This is a genomic window from Devosia nitrariae (genome assembly GCF_030160115.1).
In the GTDB taxonomy this organism is placed as follows: Bacteria; Pseudomonadota; Alphaproteobacteria; order Rhizobiales; family Devosiaceae; genus Devosia; species Devosia nitrariae.
In genome coordinates this window covers 95,339-111,928 of sequence record NZ_BSNS01000015.1, presented here as the reverse complement: position 1 = coordinate 111,928, position 16,590 = coordinate 95,339, and the positions used below count along the sequence as shown (strand labels likewise).

18 protein-coding genes and 1 tRNA gene are annotated in these 16,590 nt (G+C 64.4%); 5 read left to right on the top strand and 14 right to left on the bottom strand.

The annotated features are described in order from the left end of the window. Positions 1-42 precede the first annotated feature (42 nt). Positions 43-369, top strand: a complete 327-nt coding sequence (gene trxA, locus QQK18_RS16415; protein WP_379996494.1) for a thioredoxin — start codon at positions 43-45, stop codon at positions 367-369. 662 nt (positions 370-1,031) lie between these two features. Here the strand turns inward: trxA and QQK18_RS16410 are convergent. Then, positions 1,032-2,324: a bifunctional folylpolyglutamate synthase/dihydrofolate synthase gene (locus tag QQK18_RS16410; protein ID WP_284341441.1), complete on the bottom strand. Its 1,293-nt coding sequence runs from the start codon at positions 2,322-2,324 to the stop codon at positions 1,032-1,034. A gap of 113 nt (positions 2,325-2,437) precedes the next feature. Continuing rightward, the gene (gene accD, locus QQK18_RS16405; protein WP_284341440.1) at positions 2,438-3,418 is read right to left on the bottom strand and encodes an acetyl-CoA carboxylase, carboxyltransferase subunit beta; all 981 of its coding nucleotides are present in this window, start codon (positions 3,416-3,418) and stop codon (positions 2,438-2,440) included. A gap of 373 nt (positions 3,419-3,791) precedes the next feature. Here accD and QQK18_RS16400 point away from each other — a divergent pair, with 373 nt between their 5' ends. Next, the gene (locus QQK18_RS16400; protein ID WP_284341439.1) at positions 3,792-4,235 is read left to right on the top strand and encodes a hypothetical protein; all 444 of its coding nucleotides are present in this window, start codon (positions 3,792-3,794) and stop codon (positions 4,233-4,235) included. Positions 4,236-4,317: 82 nt separating this feature from the next. On the opposite strand, the gene trpA is transcribed toward QQK18_RS16400, so the two are convergent. The 6 genes from trpA to sppA all read right to left on the bottom strand — a co-directional run bounded on the left by trpA (position 4,318) and on the right by sppA (position 8,965). Then, positions 4,318-5,139 carry a tryptophan synthase subunit alpha gene (trpA, locus tag QQK18_RS16395; protein ID WP_284341438.1) on the bottom strand — a complete coding sequence of 274 codons (822 nt, stop codon included), beginning with the start codon at positions 5,137-5,139 and terminating at the stop codon, positions 4,318-4,320. After that, positions 5,136-6,356: a tryptophan synthase subunit beta gene (gene trpB / locus QQK18_RS16390; RefSeq protein ID WP_284341437.1), complete on the bottom strand. Its 1,221-nt coding sequence runs from the start codon at positions 6,354-6,356 to the stop codon at positions 5,136-5,138. Before trpB ends, trpA begins: the two co-directional genes overlap by 4 nt. A gap of 76 nt (positions 6,357-6,432) precedes the next feature. Further along, positions 6,433-7,080, bottom strand: coding sequence for a phosphoribosylanthranilate isomerase (locus tag QQK18_RS16385; RefSeq protein ID WP_284341436.1), 648 nt, complete (start codon positions 7,078-7,080; stop codon positions 6,433-6,435). Positions 7,081-7,154: 74 nt separating this feature from the next. Beyond that, entirely contained in the window at positions 7,155-7,511 is a 357-nt protein-coding gene (locus tag QQK18_RS16380) for a LapA family protein (protein ID WP_284341435.1), read from the bottom strand. Positions 7,512-7,644: 133 nt separating this feature from the next. Then, positions 7,645-7,926, bottom strand: coding sequence for an integration host factor subunit beta (locus tag QQK18_RS16375; protein ID WP_284341434.1), 282 nt, complete (start codon positions 7,924-7,926; stop codon positions 7,645-7,647). An 82-nt stretch (positions 7,927-8,008) separates the two neighbouring features. Further along, positions 8,009-8,965: a signal peptide peptidase SppA gene (gene sppA, locus QQK18_RS16370; RefSeq protein ID WP_284341433.1), complete on the bottom strand. Its 957-nt coding sequence runs from the start codon at positions 8,963-8,965 to the stop codon at positions 8,009-8,011. A gap of 170 nt (positions 8,966-9,135) precedes the next feature. On the opposite strand from sppA, the gene QQK18_RS16365 reads away from it, so the two are divergent. Beyond that, positions 9,136-9,585 carry a GNAT family N-acetyltransferase gene (locus QQK18_RS16365; protein ID WP_284341432.1) on the top strand — a complete coding sequence of 150 codons (450 nt, stop codon included), beginning with the start codon at positions 9,136-9,138 and terminating at the stop codon, positions 9,583-9,585. Here QQK18_RS16365 and QQK18_RS16360 read toward each other — a convergent pair. The 4 genes from QQK18_RS16360 to QQK18_RS16345 all read right to left on the bottom strand — a co-directional run bounded on the left by QQK18_RS16360 (position 9,566) and on the right by QQK18_RS16345 (position 14,093). Then, on the bottom strand, positions 9,566-10,138 hold the full coding sequence (locus QQK18_RS16360) for a GNAT family N-acetyltransferase (RefSeq protein ID WP_348523237.1): 573 nt from the start codon (positions 10,136-10,138) through the stop codon (positions 9,566-9,568). The two genes, QQK18_RS16365 and QQK18_RS16360, sit on opposite strands and share 20 nt — an antisense overlap. A gap of 121 nt (positions 10,139-10,259) precedes the next feature. After that, entirely contained in the window at positions 10,260-11,957 is a 1,698-nt protein-coding gene (gene rpsA, locus QQK18_RS16355; RefSeq protein WP_284341431.1) for a 30S ribosomal protein S1, read from the bottom strand. A 184-nt stretch (positions 11,958-12,141) separates the two neighbouring features. Next, on the bottom strand, positions 12,142-12,786 hold the full coding sequence (gene cmk / locus QQK18_RS16350; protein WP_284341430.1) for a (d)CMP kinase: 645 nt from the start codon (positions 12,784-12,786) through the stop codon (positions 12,142-12,144). Beyond that, the gene (locus tag QQK18_RS16345) at positions 12,783-14,093 is read right to left on the bottom strand and encodes a hypothetical protein (RefSeq protein WP_284341429.1); all 1,311 of its coding nucleotides are present in this window, start codon (positions 14,091-14,093) and stop codon (positions 12,783-12,785) included. Before QQK18_RS16345 ends, cmk begins: the two co-directional genes overlap by 4 nt. Positions 14,094-14,394: 301 nt before the next feature. Here QQK18_RS16345 and QQK18_RS16340 point away from each other — a divergent pair, with 301 nt between their 5' ends. Further along, entirely contained in the window at positions 14,395-14,790 is a 396-nt protein-coding gene (locus QQK18_RS16340; RefSeq protein WP_284341428.1) for a TIGR02300 family protein, read from the top strand. A 293-nt stretch (positions 14,791-15,083) separates the two neighbouring features. Continuing rightward, positions 15,084-15,159: transfer RNA gene (locus tag QQK18_RS16335), tRNA-Ala, on the top strand. A 115-nt stretch (positions 15,160-15,274) separates the two neighbouring features. Here QQK18_RS16335 and QQK18_RS16330 read toward each other — a convergent pair. Continuing rightward, positions 15,275-15,799 carry a shikimate kinase gene (locus QQK18_RS16330; protein WP_284341427.1) on the bottom strand — a complete coding sequence of 175 codons (525 nt, stop codon included), beginning with the start codon at positions 15,797-15,799 and terminating at the stop codon, positions 15,275-15,277. 219 nt (positions 15,800-16,018) lie between these two features. Further along, on the bottom strand, positions 16,019-16,570 hold the full coding sequence (locus QQK18_RS16325; protein WP_284341426.1) for a GNAT family N-acetyltransferase: 552 nt from the start codon (positions 16,568-16,570) through the stop codon (positions 16,019-16,021). Positions 16,571-16,590: the final 20 nt, after the last annotated feature.

The window sequence follows — 16,590 nt, the reverse complement described above, 5'->3', positions numbered from 1 at the left end:
TTGGAACAAACAGACCACCGCTTTTCAACCAAAAAGGCAAATCTGATGACCACACACGTTTCCGACGCCAACTTCGGCGAGGAAGTCTTGAACTCCGAGGAACCTGTCCTTGTGGATTTCTGGGCCGAGTGGTGCGGGCCGTGCCGCGCGATCGCGCCGGTTCTCGACGAGTTGTCGGCGGAACTGGCCGGCAAGGTGAAGATCGTCAAGCTCAACGTCGACGAGAACCCGTCGACCACCGTCAAGTACGGCGTGCGTTCGATCCCGACCATGATCCTCTTCAAGGGCGGCGAGGCCGCCGACATGAAGATCGGCGCTGGCACTCCGAAGGCGGGCCTGACCAAGTGGCTGGAAAGTCACGCGGCCTAAAGCCCCGGAACAGGACTTTTATTCTCCAAACGCCGTCGGCTCCACCGACGGCGTTTTGCTTTGCGGGGTACCCGGCCGGAGCACATGAAGACCGGTATGGTGCCGGCGAGTGGCCTTACCGAATGGCTGGAGAGCCACGCGGTGTGTGGCCGCGCCGGTGTGCTGGAGTACGCGATTTTGATCGACTGCCCGACACTCCGCCGATCTCATCGCAGAGATGGCGCCAATCGAGTTACGCACGGCACGCGCCAGCTACCGCCCGCACCCTCCGAGCATGTTGCGCACCCCGCCTGGGTCCTCGCGTCGAAGCGCGAGGATGACAGCGGTGGGGGTGCGTCCTCGGTGGTCGGCGGAGAGATCGGTCGTGCCCATTCCACGTGGCCTGGGCGATGATGTGGAGACGTTGCTGCGACTCCAGCACTGAAGCGACACCCCCCGCGATGTCATCCTCGCGCTTCGACGCGAGGACCCAAGCCGAGCCTGCAACATGCACGGGAGCCGGGATGCGGTAGCTGTCGGATGCCATGTCCGTAACTTGGCGAGCAAGCCGCAGCATTCACCCCACGTCGACGCATGAGGATCGGCGCAATACTCCGCAGCGAGTACCTCTGCGTAGAGGATTTGACCAACCGCCAAGAGCGATAGTCCTCTGTGCAGAGCGACTATCGCGGTGGTGAACCGTCGAGGGCCAGAACGGAGCCCGCAAGGTGCAGAGCGCCGCAGATGACGATGCGGGCGCCGGGAACTTTGGCGGCGGCGGTCAAAGCCGAGGGAATGCCGCGCTTTGGCTGCGCAGCGAACCCCAGACGCCGGGCCAGCGCCGCCAGCGCTGAGGGTTTCCATGCAGCCCGATCTCCTGGGATGGGCACGGTGAACACGATTTCGGGCATCGAGGTGAAATGCTTCAGGTACCCCTCGGCGTCCTTGTTGGCGAAGGTGCCCATGATGAGGACGAGCGGGCGCGGGTTGCGCCGGTGCATGTCGTGCAGCGCCTCGGCGAGCACCCTGCCCCCCGCCTCGTTGTGCCCGCCGTCGAGCCACAGCTCCTGATCAGGTGAAATGAGATCGCGCAGCCGGCCGGTGATAGGCGCCAGCCGCGCCGGCCAATCGACACTGCGCAGGCCCCTGGCGATCTCCTCGGCACTGACCGGCAGACCGAAATGGCGGGCGGCGGCTATGGCGACGCCGGCATTGTCGATCTGATGCGGCCCGGCGAGGGCGGGAGGCGGCAGGTCGAGCAGCCCATCTTCATCCTGGTAGACCATGCGGCCATCGGCGAAGTGGCAATCGAAATCCTGTCCGGCAAGGAAAGGCGTCACGCCAAGCTTGGCGGCCTCGGCCTCGATCGCGGCGAGACCCGCCTCGGTCTGGCGCGCCACTACGGCGAGCGCCCCCCTTTTAAGGATGCCGGCCTTTTCGCGGGCGATGCCGCCGATGTCGGAGCCCAGATATTCGATGTGATCGACCGAGACCGGGGTGATCACGGCGCCCAGCGGCTTGTCGACCACGTTGGTTGCGTCGTAGCGACCGCCAAGCCCGACCTCGAGCAGGAGGTAATCGGCGGGCGTTTTGGCAAAGAGATGGATGGCGGCCGCCGTGGTGATCTCGAAATAGGTGATCGGCACGCCGGCATTGACCACCTCGCAGTGCTCGAGGGCGGCATTCAGCTGCCTGTTGCCGACGAGCTTACCGGCAAGGCGGATGCGTTCGTTGAAATGAACGAGCTGAGGCGACGTATAGACGTGGACGCGCTTACCCGCCGCCTCGAGAAAGGCGCGCAGGTATGCGACGGTCGAGCCCTTGCCGTTGGTGCCGGCCACATGGATGACGGGCGGGAGCCGGTCCTGCGGACGCCCCAGGGCATCCAGCAGGCGCTCCATACGCGCAAGGCTGAGATCGATCAGCTTGGGATGCAGCGCCAAGAGGCGCGTCAATATCGCGTCGGTGCGGGACAAGGGGAAACGCTCCGGTCTGTCATTGCGTCGCGTTCTCGTACCGGAAAGTGCGCCCACTTTTCCTCGAAAACGCTATCGACCGGCTCTCATAGCATTATGGCTGAGCGATTCGCCTACTCCGCGTGGGCGGCCTGCGGGGGAACGCCGAGATCGTCCTCGCCGGCCGCATCGCCTTCGGCCGCGACCGCCGCCTCACGGATGGCAAGGCGTGTCGAGGGCGCAGTCGTCGTCAGCTCCTCGATGGGCTCGGACTTGGTGAGGAGCCCGACAAGGGAGCCGATGGTCGAGCGCAGGTTGTGACGGTGGACAACCATATCGACCATGCCGTGCTCATAGAGGTATTCGGAGCGCTGGAAGCCTTTGGGGAGCTTCTCGCGGATGGTCTGCTCGATGACGCGCGGCCCGGCAAAGCAGATGAGGGCGCCGGGTTCGGCGATGTGGACGTCGCCGAGCATGGCATAGGAGGCGGTCACGCCGCCGGTCGTCGGGTTGGTCAGGACGACGATGAACGGCAGGCCCGCTTCGCGCAGGCGCAGCACGGCGACGGTTGTGCGCGGCAGCTGCATCAGGGAGAGGATACCCTCCTGCATGCGGGCGCCGCCCGAGGCGGCGAACAGCACCAGCGGCGTCTTGCGGTTGGCGGCGGTCTCGAGGGCGGTGATGATGCCCTGGCCGGCGGCCATGCCGAGCGAGCCGCCCATGAAGTCGAAATCCTGGACGGAGACGGTGATGTCACGGCCATAGAGCTTGCCGAAGGCAACGATGACGGAGTCGTCCTGGCCGGTCTTGGTACGCGCTTCCTTGAGGCGGTCGACATAGCGCTTCTGGTCGCGGAACTTCAGGGGGTCCTGGGCGACGGGTGGGATCGCGATGGTCTCGTAGGCGCCGTCGTCCAGGAAGGTCTTCAGGCGATCGACCGCCTTGATCTTCATATGGTGGCCCGAATTGGGCACCACCCACTGATTGGCCTCGAGATCGCGATAAAAGACCATCTCGCCGGACTCGGGATCCTTGACCCAAAGGTTCTCCGGCGTCTCGCGCTTATTGAGGAACGAGCGGATCTTGGGGCGGACGAAGTTGTCGATCCAGTTCATGGCGAGTCTCTCGGTCTAACTTTGGTGTCACTTAGGGAACGATTGTGGCGAATGTTATCAGGGGGATAAGCCACGGGCAAAGGTGATGGCCGGCGGCACACGGGCTGTGCACAACCACGACCGCACAAGTCACATAATTGTGTGAGAGAATTTGCGCAACAGCAAGCTCAGATTCTGCCAACTTTGGCGAGACAAGCAAGACAACTAGATTGCGGTGTCAAAATACCTTTATACAATCTCTACGTCCCACCACGGCTATACTAATCATGTAATTTGCTAGGTCGCATTCTCGGCCTAAGTGTGCCATCATTCCACCATAGTCCGGCGGATCAGTCGGATCGACTTCCAATAAGAACTGTGGAGGAAGGCAGCCATGCCCTCTATATCGGATAACTTTCGCGACTTCAAAGCCAGCAAGACGGTGCTGTTCTGGTCATGCGCCGGCTGCGCCATCGCGACCATGGTGGTGGGTTTCACCTGGGGCGGCTGGGTGACGGGAGGCTCGGCCCAGGCCCGCGCGGATGAAGCAGCCGAGCAGGCGGTGGCACAACTGGCGGCAGATATCTGCGTCAACCGGTACCTCGCCTCGCCGGATGCACGCGCCAACCTCACAGCACTCAAAGAGGAGAGCGCCTATAGCCGGGATGGTATCCTCGAAGACGGCGGCTGGGTGACCTTCGCCGACCGCGAGCCGATCGACGGGGCCGCTGACCTGTGCGCCGACCAGCTTGCCGAGATCGACCTCTCCTCACTGCCCGAAACGCCGGTTGCGGACGCAGGTGCCGTGTCGGCAATGACCCCTACGATTGTCCAATAGGACATATGGGGTGGTTCGAGAGGACCGCCCCTTCCTTCCCGCAAGGGAGGCGCGAGGGTTCGGACTTACGTGACAACGAGGATCAGACGCGGGCCAGCCTCACACCGCTGGCGAGGTCCGTCACGATGTCGCGCACAGCGCCGACGGTGCCGCCCGTAGCCTTGCCATTGTCCAGCGAATTGCCCACCGCATCCACCAGCACGGTTCCAACGACAATTCCATCGGCATGACGGCCGAACTCGGCCGCGTCTGCGGCGGTCTTGATGCCGAAGCCGACGGCGACCGGCAGGTCCGTGTGGCTCTTGATACGGCGGACAGCATCGGCAACGGCGGCGCGCGACTTGATGGCAGCGCCGGTGATGCCGGTCATCGAGACGTAATAGACGAAGCCGGAGGTGTTCTTGAGCACCGCAGGCAGGCGGCGGTCGTCGGTGGTGGGAGTGGTCAGGCGGATGAAATTGATGCCGGCCGCAAGCGCGGGCACGCACAGTTCCTCGTCCTCTTCGGCGGGCAGGTCGACGATGATGAGGCCATCGACCCCGGCAGCCTTGGCGGCAGCGACGAACGCATCAACTCCGAAGATGTAGATCGGGTTGTAGTAGCCCATGAGGATGATCGGCGTCTCGCCATCCGTCTTGCGGAAGCTCTCGACCATCGACAGCGTCTGCTGCAGGGTCTGCCCGGCGTCGAGGGCGCGCCGTCCGGCCATCTGGATGGCGACGCCATCGGCCATCGGATCGGAAAAGGGCATGCCCAGTTCGATGACATCGGCGCCGGCCGCAGGCAGACCATCGAGGATGGCCTGGCTCGTCGCCGGGTCCGGATCGCCGGCCATGACGAAGGTGACGAGCGCCGGACGGTTGGCGGCCGCGCAGGCGGCAAAGCGTGCAGGAATGCGGTTCATGCGTTCATATCCATGCCGAGATGCCTGCCGACGCTTTCCACGTCCTTGTCGCCGCGCCCGGAAAGGCAGAGCACCACCGACTGGTCCTTGTCCATTGTCGGGGCAAGCTTCATCACCTGCGCCAGGCCGTGGGCACTTTCGAGAGCCGGGATAATTCCCTCCATGCGCGTCAGGAGCTGGAAGGCTTCCAGTGCCTCCTGGTCGGTGATCGGCGCGTATGTGACGCGTTTGGTGTCGTGGAGGAAGGCATGTTCGGGGCCGACGCCCGGATAGTCGAGGCCGGCCGAGATGGAGTGGCCTTCGAGGATCTGCCCGTCCGCATTCTGCAGCAGATAGGTGCGGTTGCCATGAAGAACACCGGGCCGCCCGCCGGTCATCGAGGCGGCGTGGCCATTGTCGACCTCGATACCGTAGCCCCCGGCCTCGGCGCCGTAGAGTGCAACCTCGGGCTCGTCGAGGAAAGCATGGAAGGTGCCGATGGCATTCGAGCCACCACCGACACAAGCAACGACCGCCTCGGGCAGCCGCCCTTCCGCCTCGAGGAACTGCTCCTTCAATTCGGTGCCGATGACCGACTGGAAGTCGCGGACCATCTCCGGATAGGGGTGAGGACCAGCCGCGGTGCCGATGATGTAATAGGTGGTCTCGACGTTGGTCACCCAGTCGCGCAGCGCCTCGTTCATGGCGTCCTTCAGCGTTCCTGCCCCGGCGGTGACAGGACGCACCTCGGCACCAAGCATCTTCATGCGCAAAACGTTCGGCCACTGGCGGGCAACGTCGGTTGCGCCCATGAAGACGATGCAGGGCAGGTCGAACTTGGCGCAGACGGTGGCGGTGGCAACGCCATGCTGGCCGGCGCCGGTCTCGGCGATAATACGGGTCTTGCCCATGCGCTTGGCCAGCAGAACCTGACCGAGGCAGTTGTTGATCTTATGCGAGCCGGTGTGATTGAGCTCCTCGCGCTTCAACCATACCTTGGCGCCGCCGAGGTGGGCGGTCAGACGCTCGGCGAAATAAAGCGGGCTCGGCCTTCCGGTGTAGTGGGTGGCAAGGTGCTGGATTTCCGCCGCGAAGGCGGGGTCGGCCTTGGCGTCGCGATAGGCCTTCTCGAGATCGAGGATCAAAGGCATCAGCGTTTCAGCGACGAACCGCCCGCCATAAAGGCCGAAGCGGCCATCTTCGTCCGGCCCCAGACGCAGGGAGTTGATACCGCTCACCGCCACGCTACTCGTTCCTCGTATTCGGGCCGGCTCTCGACCCTGCTTTTCAAGCGGTATCCGCTTTCCCGAAAAATCAGGCCGCCGCCCGCGCGTTGCGGATGAACGCTTCGATCAACCCGATATCCTTGACGCCCGGCGCGCTTTCGACACCAGTGGACACATCGACCCCGGCGGGCCGGGCCTTGGAAATGGCGGCCGCGACGTTGTCGGGCGTCAGCCCTCCCGAAAGCATGAAGGAGACCTGCGGGTCAAGCGCGTTGACCAGCGACCAGTCGAAGGTCTCGCCATGCCCACCTGGCCGATCGGCGCCCTTGGGTGGCTTGCCGTCAAGCAGGATACGGTCGGCGACCTCGATGAAATCGGCAATGTGGGCGACGTCCTCGCGTGAGCCGATCGGCAGAGCCTTGATGATTTCTATGCCCGCCTCGGCGCGGATGGCCTCGACGCGGGAGGGGGTCTCGGGACCGTGGAGCTGGATCCAGTCGGGGCCCAAGGCCGCGACCTCGGCAACGCAGGAATTGTCGGGATTGACCAGCAGCACGCAGGTCTCGACGCGCCCGCGCGCCTCGGAAATCAAGAAAGCGATCTCCTCGATCGATACGTGCCGGGGCGAGCGCTGGAAGTGGACGAAGCCGACCATGTCGGCGCCGGCCAGGATCGCCGCTTCGAGGACGTCCGGGGTTTTGATCCCGCAAATCTTAACGGTCAGAGGGTCGGACATGGTGCCTTAGCTATTCAATGACACGAAATCGGGAGGAACGACGGTCCGGCGTGGCGTCACCCGGGGGTTGCTCATCAACGGACATCCAGGAGGTCGTCGATCTCGCTGTCCTCAACGCGATGCTCACGCTGGCTGCGGCGGAGCTTGTCGAGCTCGCGGCCAAGTTGCTGGGCCTCGCGGCGCCAGTGCCGCTCGCGCTGACGGTGAACACCCTGGGCGAACCAGGTGGCGGCACCACCGAGCAATATGCCGATAAGCAGCATTGCATAAAGGACGAGGAACATGGGCACGCCCCGGCCATCATCGAGGGGACCGGCGGAGCTCAGCGGATTGAGGTTGAGGGCAATGAGCTGCCTGTTGGCAAGTGCGAAGGCGATCAGCACCACACTGAGCGGCACCAACACCAACCAACCGGCGATTTTCTTGACCATACCCGTGCCCTAGAGCGCGATACGATTTGATAGACTCAAATCGCTCGCTCTAATTCCTTGTTGCCGCGGGATTCTGGCGAAAAACCGGTTCCCACTTTTCGCATCCCGCTCTATTGCGTACAGCCTTTTCGCGTTACTCGCGGTTCAGCCGTTCGCGGATTTCCTTGCCAGCCTTGAACTGCGGCACGTATTTCTCGCCGACATCCACCTGCTCGCCCGTGCGCGGATTGCGGCCGACACGCGCCGGTCGGTTCTTGACCGAAAAGGCGCCGAACCCACGCAGCTCCACGCGGTCGCCCCGCGCCATGGCATCGCCGACCTCGTCGAGGATGGCGTTCACGATATTTTCCACATCGCGCTGGAACAGGTGCGGATTCTCGGCCGCGAGCTTCTCGACGAGTTCCGATTTGATCATCGTCGCCCTCCCCGGGGCAATGCCTTCCATGGACAGGATGCAATCCGTGCACGCCCCGGAGCCGGATATCCTGATCCCAGCTCTAGCGGCTCGGGTCAACCTGCCAAAGCGAGACAAGCCCGTCAAGCGGAACGGCGGTGCGACCGGCGGGTAAACCCAGAGCCGAGCGTGCTTTCTGCTCGATGAAGTAGCTCAGCCAACCGAAGCCTTCTTCCTCCTGTGGCCAAGCGGTGACCACGGGCAGGTCTGCGGCAATATCGCGCTCGCTCTCGAGCCAGGCGGTGGCCTCGGCCTCCCCGCCGATGGCGTCTATGAGCCCGGTCTCGAGGGCGGTACGCCCGGAAACGATACGACCGTCGGCGAGCGCCAGGGTCTCCCCGCGTGGCAGGTCCCGGCGCTCAGCGACGACGTCGACGAACCAGGCGAAACTGTTGTCGACCATGGCGGCGATGGAGGCGCGCACCTCGCCGGTAATCGGCTCATTGAAATCGGGCTCGGCCTTCAAGGGGCCGGAGGCCACCTTTTCGAGGTCGATGCCGATCGTGTCGAGGAGCTGGCCGGCGTTGACGTGCTGATAAAGAACTCCGATGGAGCCGACGATGGACAGGCGGCGGGCGAAAATGCGATCGGTGCCGATAGCGGTCATGTAGGCGGCCGACGCGCCGAGCTCGTTTATGACCGCCACCACGGGCTTTTGCGCCCTGAGGGTGCCAAGCGCCTCATAGAGCTCCTCACCGCCCGCGGTCGAGCCGCCGGGCGAGTTGATCGAGACGATGACGGCCTTGACGCGCTCGTCCTGAATCACCGCCTCGATCGCCTCCTGCCGCTCGCGGTTGGTGGTGATGGTGCCGTCAACGATGATGCGTGCAATGCGATCCCCGCCACCGCCGCCGTCAGCAAGCGCGAAGCGCCCGACCAACGCCAGGATGGCGACCGCGAGGGCGACGAACGCGGCGATCCTCCAAAGCCCGCGCGAACGCCGGTATCTGTCGGCCGCCAGCAGAGTGTGGGCGCTGTCGAAACGGGGGTCGTCGGTCATGGGGGCGATCTCCGATCGGCTAAGTCCAGCCGAGTTAATGGCAGGCCATGGCGATTGCAAGGCTAGAGCGCGATGCGATTTGATGGAAGAAAATCGCGCGCGCTAACTTTTGTCGTCGCGGGATTTTCGCATCCCGCTCCCGCGAGGAGATTGACGAACGGGGGAGGCATGTGAACGCTGTCGACATGAGCATCGCCATCCGCCTGGCAAAACCCGAAGACATGGCCGCGCTTTGTGCGCTCGATACATGGCTGCCGCAGGACGCGCGCCGGGCGGAGGAGATCGACTCCTGGGTGCGGGCCGGTCAGGCACATGTCGCCCTGATGGATGGCCGGCCTGCCGGTTACGGGGTCCTGACCTACGGTTTCTTCCACGACGGCTTCATCGAGCTGCTGATGGTGGGCCCGCGGTTCCGGCGGCAGGGACTCGGCGCGGCGCTGATCGAGCATCTGACGGGTCACTGCCGCACACAGCGCCTGTGGACGTCGACCAATCGGTCGAACCTTGCCATGCAGAGCCTCGTTCAACGCCTCGGCTTTATCCGCAGCGGTATCATAGAGGGTCTGGACGAGGGCGACCCGGAACTCATCTGGCGAAAAGTCATTCGTCCATCGACCTGACCATGAACCGCGCCGACTGCTCGTAGCTTTCAAGCTTTCCGGCAAGCGCGGGACTCTCCTTTGCGGCAAAACCATGCCTTTCCCAGAAGGCCTGGCTGGCGTTGACGGCAACGAGGCTCATGCTGGCGAAGCCCTCGGAGCGCGCGTGGGCGACGAGGTCGGCGACGATGCGGCCGGCAGCGCCGGTGCCGCGCGCCCGGGTGAGCAAGGCGAGATCGTGGAGGTAGTAAGTATCGGCATCCTCGGGCAGCGAACCAAGGAGCGAGTTGAGCGACGGCAGGCTTGCGATCCGCCACGGGTGGCTCAGCACGTAGCCGCATGGCGCACCGCCGGCTTCGAGGATGTGGGTCCCTTTCGGATAGAGACGCTGGCGCTCGGCAAAAACCGCCGGCTCCTCGAAGAAATCGGGATGGACGTCGGCAGCGATGGCTTCGACCGCGGAGAGGTCAGCCGGCGTCAAGGGGCGCCAGGCGGCGAGACTGGTGATCATGGCGGCAGGGACTTTGAGCGTTTCAGCAAAAGTGGACGCCGGTTTGCGTTCGAAACGCGACAATCGAGGAACTTGGAGCTCCTGTTCTGAGCCAATCAGAACGGGAAAAGCTCTGGCGACAAGAAAAAGGCCCGCGCTTTAAAAAAGCGCGGGCCGGACAAGCGTTGCGAAAGGACCCGCGGGCTTACTTCTGCTCGCGGTCCTTGAGGGCAGCGCCCAGGATATCGCCGAGCGAAGCGCCGGAGTCCGACGAACCGTAAGCGGCCACCGCCTCCTTCTCCTCTGCGATCTCGAGCGCCTTGATCGAGAGCTGAATACGGCCGGTCTTGCGGTCGTACTGGGTAATCCGTGCGTCGACCTTGTCGCCCTTGGCAAAGCGCTCAGGACGCTGGTCATTGCGGTCACGCGAAAGATCGGCGCGGCGGATGAACGCGGTCATCTCGCTGTCGGCGATCCGGACCTCGATGCCACCGTCGTTGACCTCGGTCACCGTGCCGGTCACCACCGAGCCCTTCTTGATACCGTCGCCGCCCGTGTCGGTGACGTCGCCGGCAGCAAGCTGCTTGATGCCGAGCGAGATGCGCTCCTTCTCGACATCGACGTCGAGGACCTTGGCCTGGACCATGTCGCCGCGGTTGTAGTCGTCGAGCGCCTGCTCGCCGGGCTTCTGCCAGTCGAGATCGCTGAGGTGCACCATGCCGTCGACATCGCCGTCGAGACCGATGAACAGACCGAACTCGGTCTTGTTCTTGACCTCGCCTTCGATGGTGGAGCCGATCGGATACCTCTCGGCAAAGCTCTCCCACGGGTTCTGAAGGGTCTGCTTGAGGCCGAGCGAGATACGGCGCTTGTCGCTGTCGACTTCGAGCACGACGACGTCGACTTCCTGGGAGGTCGAGACGATCTTGCCCGGGTGGACGTTCTTCTTGGTCCAGCTCATTTCCGAGACGTGGATGAGGCCCTCGATGCCGGGTTCCAGCTCGACGAACGCACCATAGTCGGTGATGTTGGTCACGCGGCCGGTGAACTTGGCGCCGATCGGGTACTTGGCCTCGATGCCTTCCCACGGGTCGGCCTGGAGCTGCTTCATGCCCAGGCTGATGCGGTGGCTCTCGTGGTTGATGCGCACGATCTGGACCTTGATGGTCTCGCCGATCGAGAGCACTTCGGACGGATGGTTGACACGCCGCCAGGCGATGTCGGTAACGTGCAGCAGGCCGTCGATACCGCCCAGGTCAACGAAGGCACCGTAGTCGGTGATGTTCTTGACGACGCCATCGACCACCTGGCCTTCTTCGAGCTGCTGGACGATCTCGGAGCGCTGCTCGGCGCGGCTCTCCTCGAGGATGGCGCGGCGCGAGACGACGATATTGCCGCGGCGCTTGTCCATCTTCAGGATCTGGAAGGGCTGCGGGACGTTCATCAGCGGGCCGATATCGCGGATCGGACGGATGTCGACCTGCGAACGCGGCAGGAACGCCACGGCACCTTCGAGGTCGACGGTGAAGCCACCCTTAACCTGGTTGAAGATGACGCCTTCGACGCGCTCGTTCTTGTTATAAAGCTCTTCGAGCTTGACCCAGCTCTCTTCGCGGCGGGCCTTCTCGCGCGAAAGCACGGCCTCGCCCATGGCGTTCTCGACGCGGTCCACATAGACCTCGACTTCCGAGCCCACGGCGATGGTGCCATCACGGCCGGCCGCGCCGAATTCCTTGAGCGCCACGCGCCCTTCGGTCTTCAGGCCAACATCGATGATGGCCAGATCCTTTTCGATGGCAACGACCTTGCCCTTGACGACGGCGCCTTCCAAGGGCTCGTTGTCGATAAAGGAATCCATCAGCAAGGATTCAAAATCTTCTTTCGTCACAGTTTGCTGTGCCAAATTCAATTCTCCAGTCGCGCCGGTGGTTGGGGGTTGAAAACATTCCGAAGGTCCTGCTCCGTCGTTTCAATGAACGACCCGGCGCGGCGGCACGACCACGAACGAAATGCAAATACGATAAAGTCCAGCGCCGTGGCCTTTGGTGACCATCGAGGAGTGGGCGGAGAAGGCTTGGATTACGAGGCTAGCTGCCCCGCACCTTTCCGGCCATGACCTTGTCGACGATCGCGACGGCAGCCTGGAGTGCGGCCTCTATACCCAGTTGGGTCGTATCTAGCAAGACCGCATCGGCGGCCTGGTAGAAGCCGCCATGGGGATTGGCCATGTCCCTGGCATCCCGCTCCTCTATCTGGTGATAAAGAGCGTAACGGTCAACCACCTCTCCCCTCGCCTCGAGCTGACGGGCGCGACGTTCCATGCGCGCCTTGCTGTCGGCCGCGATGAACAGTTTGACGTCGGCATCCGGGCACACGACCGTGCCGATGTCGCGGCCGTCGAGCACGGCGCCACCCGGCCGATGGGCGAAATCGCGCTGGTACTGGCGCATAGCGGCGCGCACTTCGCCAATAACGGCAACGCGCGAGGCGAGCATGCCGGCCTCAGCGCCCGTCAACTCCCTCAGATTGGTCAGGTGCGCGGCATCGAGCGCGCGGGCGGCTTCTATGGCGCGCACCTCGAAATCGGGGGCATCGAGATGGCCGCGCACGGCAAGGCCGACGGCCCGGTAGAGCAGGCCGGTATCGAGGTGCGCGAGGCCATAGTGGGCGGCGAGCCCGGCGGCGAGCGTGCCCTTGCCCGATGCCGCGGGTCCGTCGACGGCGATGATCATGACGCCTCCTTTGGGGCGATGGGCTCCAGGCGGGCGCCGATTTGAGAAAAGCTGGAAAGGAGCGGCGGCCAACCCTCCTCCCCGGCGCCGGCAAAAGCGACCGTCGTCGGCCGGTCGGCGCCAAGGGCGAGGACGGCGAGCGCCAGCGCCGATCGAGCGTCGCGGGCCGTCAGTTCGACGCCGCCCGCAAGTGTGCGGCGGCCGGTGATCAGTGCCGTGCCGTTCTCGAACACGCAGTCCATTCCTGCCTCCTGCAGGCCCGCCGCCAGGATACGAAAATCCGCAGTTGCGGGCAGGCGCGTCTCGCCCTTGGCATAGGCACCGGCGACAGCCAGCGCGGCGAGCCCGCCCGCACCCAATGCGCGCGCCTCCGGAAGGGCGGTGCCGCGCAGAAAGGAGGAGCGGACCCTGAGGTCGGCGATGTGCTCGCCGGCCTCCTCGCGCTGGTTGGCGAACTCGATATTGCCACCCATTTCGAGGAGCGCGTCGATGAGAGCGGTGCGGGCGGGGGTGACGAGGACGTTCTCGATGGTGACGTCCGACTTTGGCACGATGAGCGCGGCGAGCGCCGCCCAGGCGGCCTCTGCCGGATCGCCGGCGACAGCGAACCGACGCGCCGCCAACGGCGTCAGGCCCGTCACCGAAAGAGTGCGCTCGGGTCCTTCCCCCTTGAGCGCGATGTCCGCGCCGAACGCACGCAACGGACCGGCCAGGGCCGAGGCGAGATCGGCGGGAAGCTGCAAGCGGCTGATGCCGGGCGTGACGAGACAGGCAAGAATTGCCAGAAAGGCTTCCGCTTCGCCAGCCGGGCGAAGCGCGACGGGTGCGGGCACTCGCGGACCGCCAACGAGGAAGGGCTGAGTGCGATCCTCATGAGGTTCGACCATCGCGCCGAAGGCGCGCAGCGGAGCCTCGAGCGCGGCGGGCAGCCGTCCGCCGGAAGGCGACCAGCGCGTCGGCATGGGCAGGATGCCGGCGAGGCCGAGGCCGAGGGCGGCGGTCAGATCGCCGGACCCGGGATCGATAATGCCGACGGGGGCAAGGAGCCCGCGAAGGCCGAGACCGTGGATGGAGGCGCGACCGCCTTCAGCCCGAACCCGCGGCCCGAGCGCCGCAACGACCGCAAGGCTCGCCGCGAATTCGGGGGTTTGCGGCAGGCCTTCGAGCACGGTCTCGCCCTCGGCAAGTACCGCTGCCGCCAGGGCCAGGTGCGCGGCCAACCGATCCCCCGGCACGCGGAGCCGGCCGGAGAGGGGCGCGGCGCGCTCGATGCGATAGGCGCTCGGATGGGCAGTCTCGATCGGCATGAAAGAGCGTGGTGACTGGCAGAGGTTGCGGAGATGACCTCAGCGCCGCTTAACACAGGGTTGTGACCGACGCCACCTCGACGGGCGCTTTCAACCGCAATTGCGCGCTGCGCCCAAGGAACTGCGGCGTTCATTTTCGGTTTGACAGGGGAATTGTTTGGCCCTAACCGGACTGACCGAAACGGGCGGGGCCCGGGCTGGCTGGCCAAGGCGCAGTTGGCGGATCGATATTATACGCCCTACGACCTTTTGAAGTGCGGCGGCGTGGGGCGAGCGCAATCACGCAAAGAGGATATTGAGAGTGTCCAACGACGAACGCGGCACCAAGCGGACTGATCCGGATACTGGCAAGAAGTTCTACGACCTCAACCAGGACCCGATCGTTTCTCCCTATACAGGCAAATCCTATCCTCGCTCGTTCTTCGAGCAGGCAGTCTTGACCAAGGTCGCGCCGGCCCGCCCGGTCGCAGCCCAGGAAGAGACGGAAGAAGAGGAAACCGAGGACGCGGCAGCGCCCGAGGTGATCTCTCTCGAAGAGGCCGACGCCGAGGAAGGGGCCGAGGACGACATCCCCGATGTCGAGGACGTCGAGGTCGACGAGGACCTGGGCGAGGACGACGAGGACGTTTTCCTTGAGGACGAGGACGACGAGAACGAGGACTTCGATATCGACGTCCCCAGCGACGACGAACGCTGAGAGGCGCGCGGGCGGGTGATGCCGGGCGCAAACCGCGAACTTCTGCGCTTCCGGTGCTCTCGTACCTCCAGGTACGCTCCGTTCCGGTTCTCGAAGTTCACGGTTTTCGCCTCGGCCTGACCCGTCCTCGCATCCTCTCAGGTGCCTAAAGTCAGTCGTTTCCGCCCGGTTTTCCACAGACCGGCGGAGGGCAAAAAGAGCCGAAATTGGCTCTTGCGATTTGGTTCAACCTTCACTAGGTTGCGCCACGCTTTGGACGGGAGCCCTGCTCCGCCAAGCGTTCCCAAGGAAATGGGGCCATAGCTCAGCTGGGAGAGCGCCTGCATGGCATGCAGGAGGTCAGCGGTTCGATCCCGCTTGGCTCCACCAGCCTTCGCTGCTGCGCAGCTTCGGCTCGGCAAGCCCTCGAGGCAGCCACGAGGTTTGCGGAAGGCACTGGCGAAGGCTGTCGCGCCGTAGTCGCGCCAGCGACGTAGGCACCTCTTCAGGTTTTCTGGTGGATCGCCTGCTCAACGGCTGAAGCGATCTGGTCCGGCGGCTCCATCGATACCACCAGCACGTCACCTTCCCGCCGGTAGATGTCGAACCGCTCGCGGAATTTCCGGTCTTCCGTCGCACGCTCCAGGCCAAAACCGCGGGACAACTGCCGCGCGACCACCAGTGGTGTGGCAATCTCGATGTCGAGGGAAGGCAACAGCACCAGCCCATAGCCCGTGCTGACCAGCTGGCGGGCTTGCGCATAGTCGCGCGTTCCGGCTCGAGCGGCCAGGAAGCCCGACGAGGTCACGAATAGCGTTGGACGATCGATCGACGCGGTCAGGCTGAAAGCGAGGTCGAGGTTCTCGGCGCGGTAGCGCTCATAGCCATGCGTGCCGATGAATCCGCCGATCTCGCCGAAGCTCTCGCAGAACTCCAGGTCGAGGTCGATATGCGGCCAACTCAGACGCTTTGCGAGCTCACGTCCGAGGGTGGACTTTCCCACTCCGCCCGGGCCGAGAAGGAAGATCAATTCTTGCCCCTGCCACGGCCGGCGCACGTCTATCTGGGTTCGATCCGGATCCATGACGCGATTGGAAGGCAGGTTGGCTGCGCGATCAATCCGCCGGGGAGTACTTCCCCTGAAACCAGAGCGTTTTCAGCAAAAGTGGACACCACTTTGCTGTTCGAAAACGCGATGATCCAACAATTTGGAGAGCTTCGTTCCGATTCAATCGGAACGGGAAGAGCTCTAGGGCAGGGCATACCGCATGATCGGCCGCTCGGGCGACCGCCTTGCGATCTCCTTGAACCCGAGCCGGGCGAAGGTCGAGGCGTAGCCGGTGCCGGTGGCGCTGGGAGAGAGCTGGCCGTCGAGAGGGTAGGCTTCGAGCGCCGGAGCGCCGGCGGCGCGGGCCGCGTCGATGGCCGCCGCGATGAGACGCGTGGCGATGCGGCTTCGCCGGTAGCCGATGCGGATATAAAGGCAGGAGAGCGACCAGACCGGCAGATCGTCGACGCGCTTCAAACGCCAGACCCGATCGAGCCAGGGAACGGCATCGCGCGGGGTCACCTGGCACCAGCCGACGGGCAGCTCGCCCTCGAAGGCGAGGAGACCGGGCGGAGGGCCGTCGGCGACGATTTTATGGAAATCGGTCTTGTTGGCGGACGGCGGGCGCTTGTGATAGGCCGCGCCGATGCGGCCATACATGCACCAACAGCCGTTGACGGCGCCGCGTTCGCCGAAGAGATCGACGAGGGCGGGCCAGAGGTCAGGCGTCAGCGGACGGATATCGAGCTGCACTGCGGCTCTCCTGATGACCG

Coding starts and splice junctions, on each gene's coding strand:
- accD (WP_284341440.1), bottom strand. CDS start 3,418: ATGAACTGGATCGACAACTTCGTCCGCCCCAAGATCCGCTCGTTCCTC.
- QQK18_RS16400 (WP_284341439.1), top strand. CDS start 3,792: ATGCCCTCTATATCGGATAACTTTCGCGACTTCAAAGCCAGCAAGACG.
- trpA (WP_284341438.1), bottom strand. CDS start 5,139: ATGAACCGCATTCCTGCACGCTTTGCCGCCTGCGCGGCCGCCAACCGT.
- QQK18_RS16385 (WP_284341436.1), bottom strand. CDS start 7,080: ATGTCCGACCCTCTGACCGTTAAGATTTGCGGGATCAAAACCCCGGAC.
- QQK18_RS16380 (WP_284341435.1), bottom strand. CDS start 7,511: ATGGTCAAGAAAATCGCCGGTTGGTTGGTGTTGGTGCCGCTCAGTGTG.
- QQK18_RS16375 (WP_284341434.1), bottom strand. CDS start 7,926: ATGATCAAATCGGAACTCGTCGAGAAGCTCGCGGCCGAGAATCCGCAC.
- sppA (WP_284341433.1), bottom strand. CDS start 8,965: ATGACCGACGACCCCCGTTTCGACAGCGCCCACACTCTGCTGGCGGCC.
- cmk (WP_284341430.1), bottom strand. CDS start 12,786: ATGATCATCGCCGTCGACGGACCCGCGGCATCGGGCAAGGGCACGCTC.
- QQK18_RS16345 (WP_284341429.1), bottom strand. CDS start 14,093: ATGCCGATCGAGACTGCCCATCCGAGCGCCTATCGCATCGAGCGCGCC.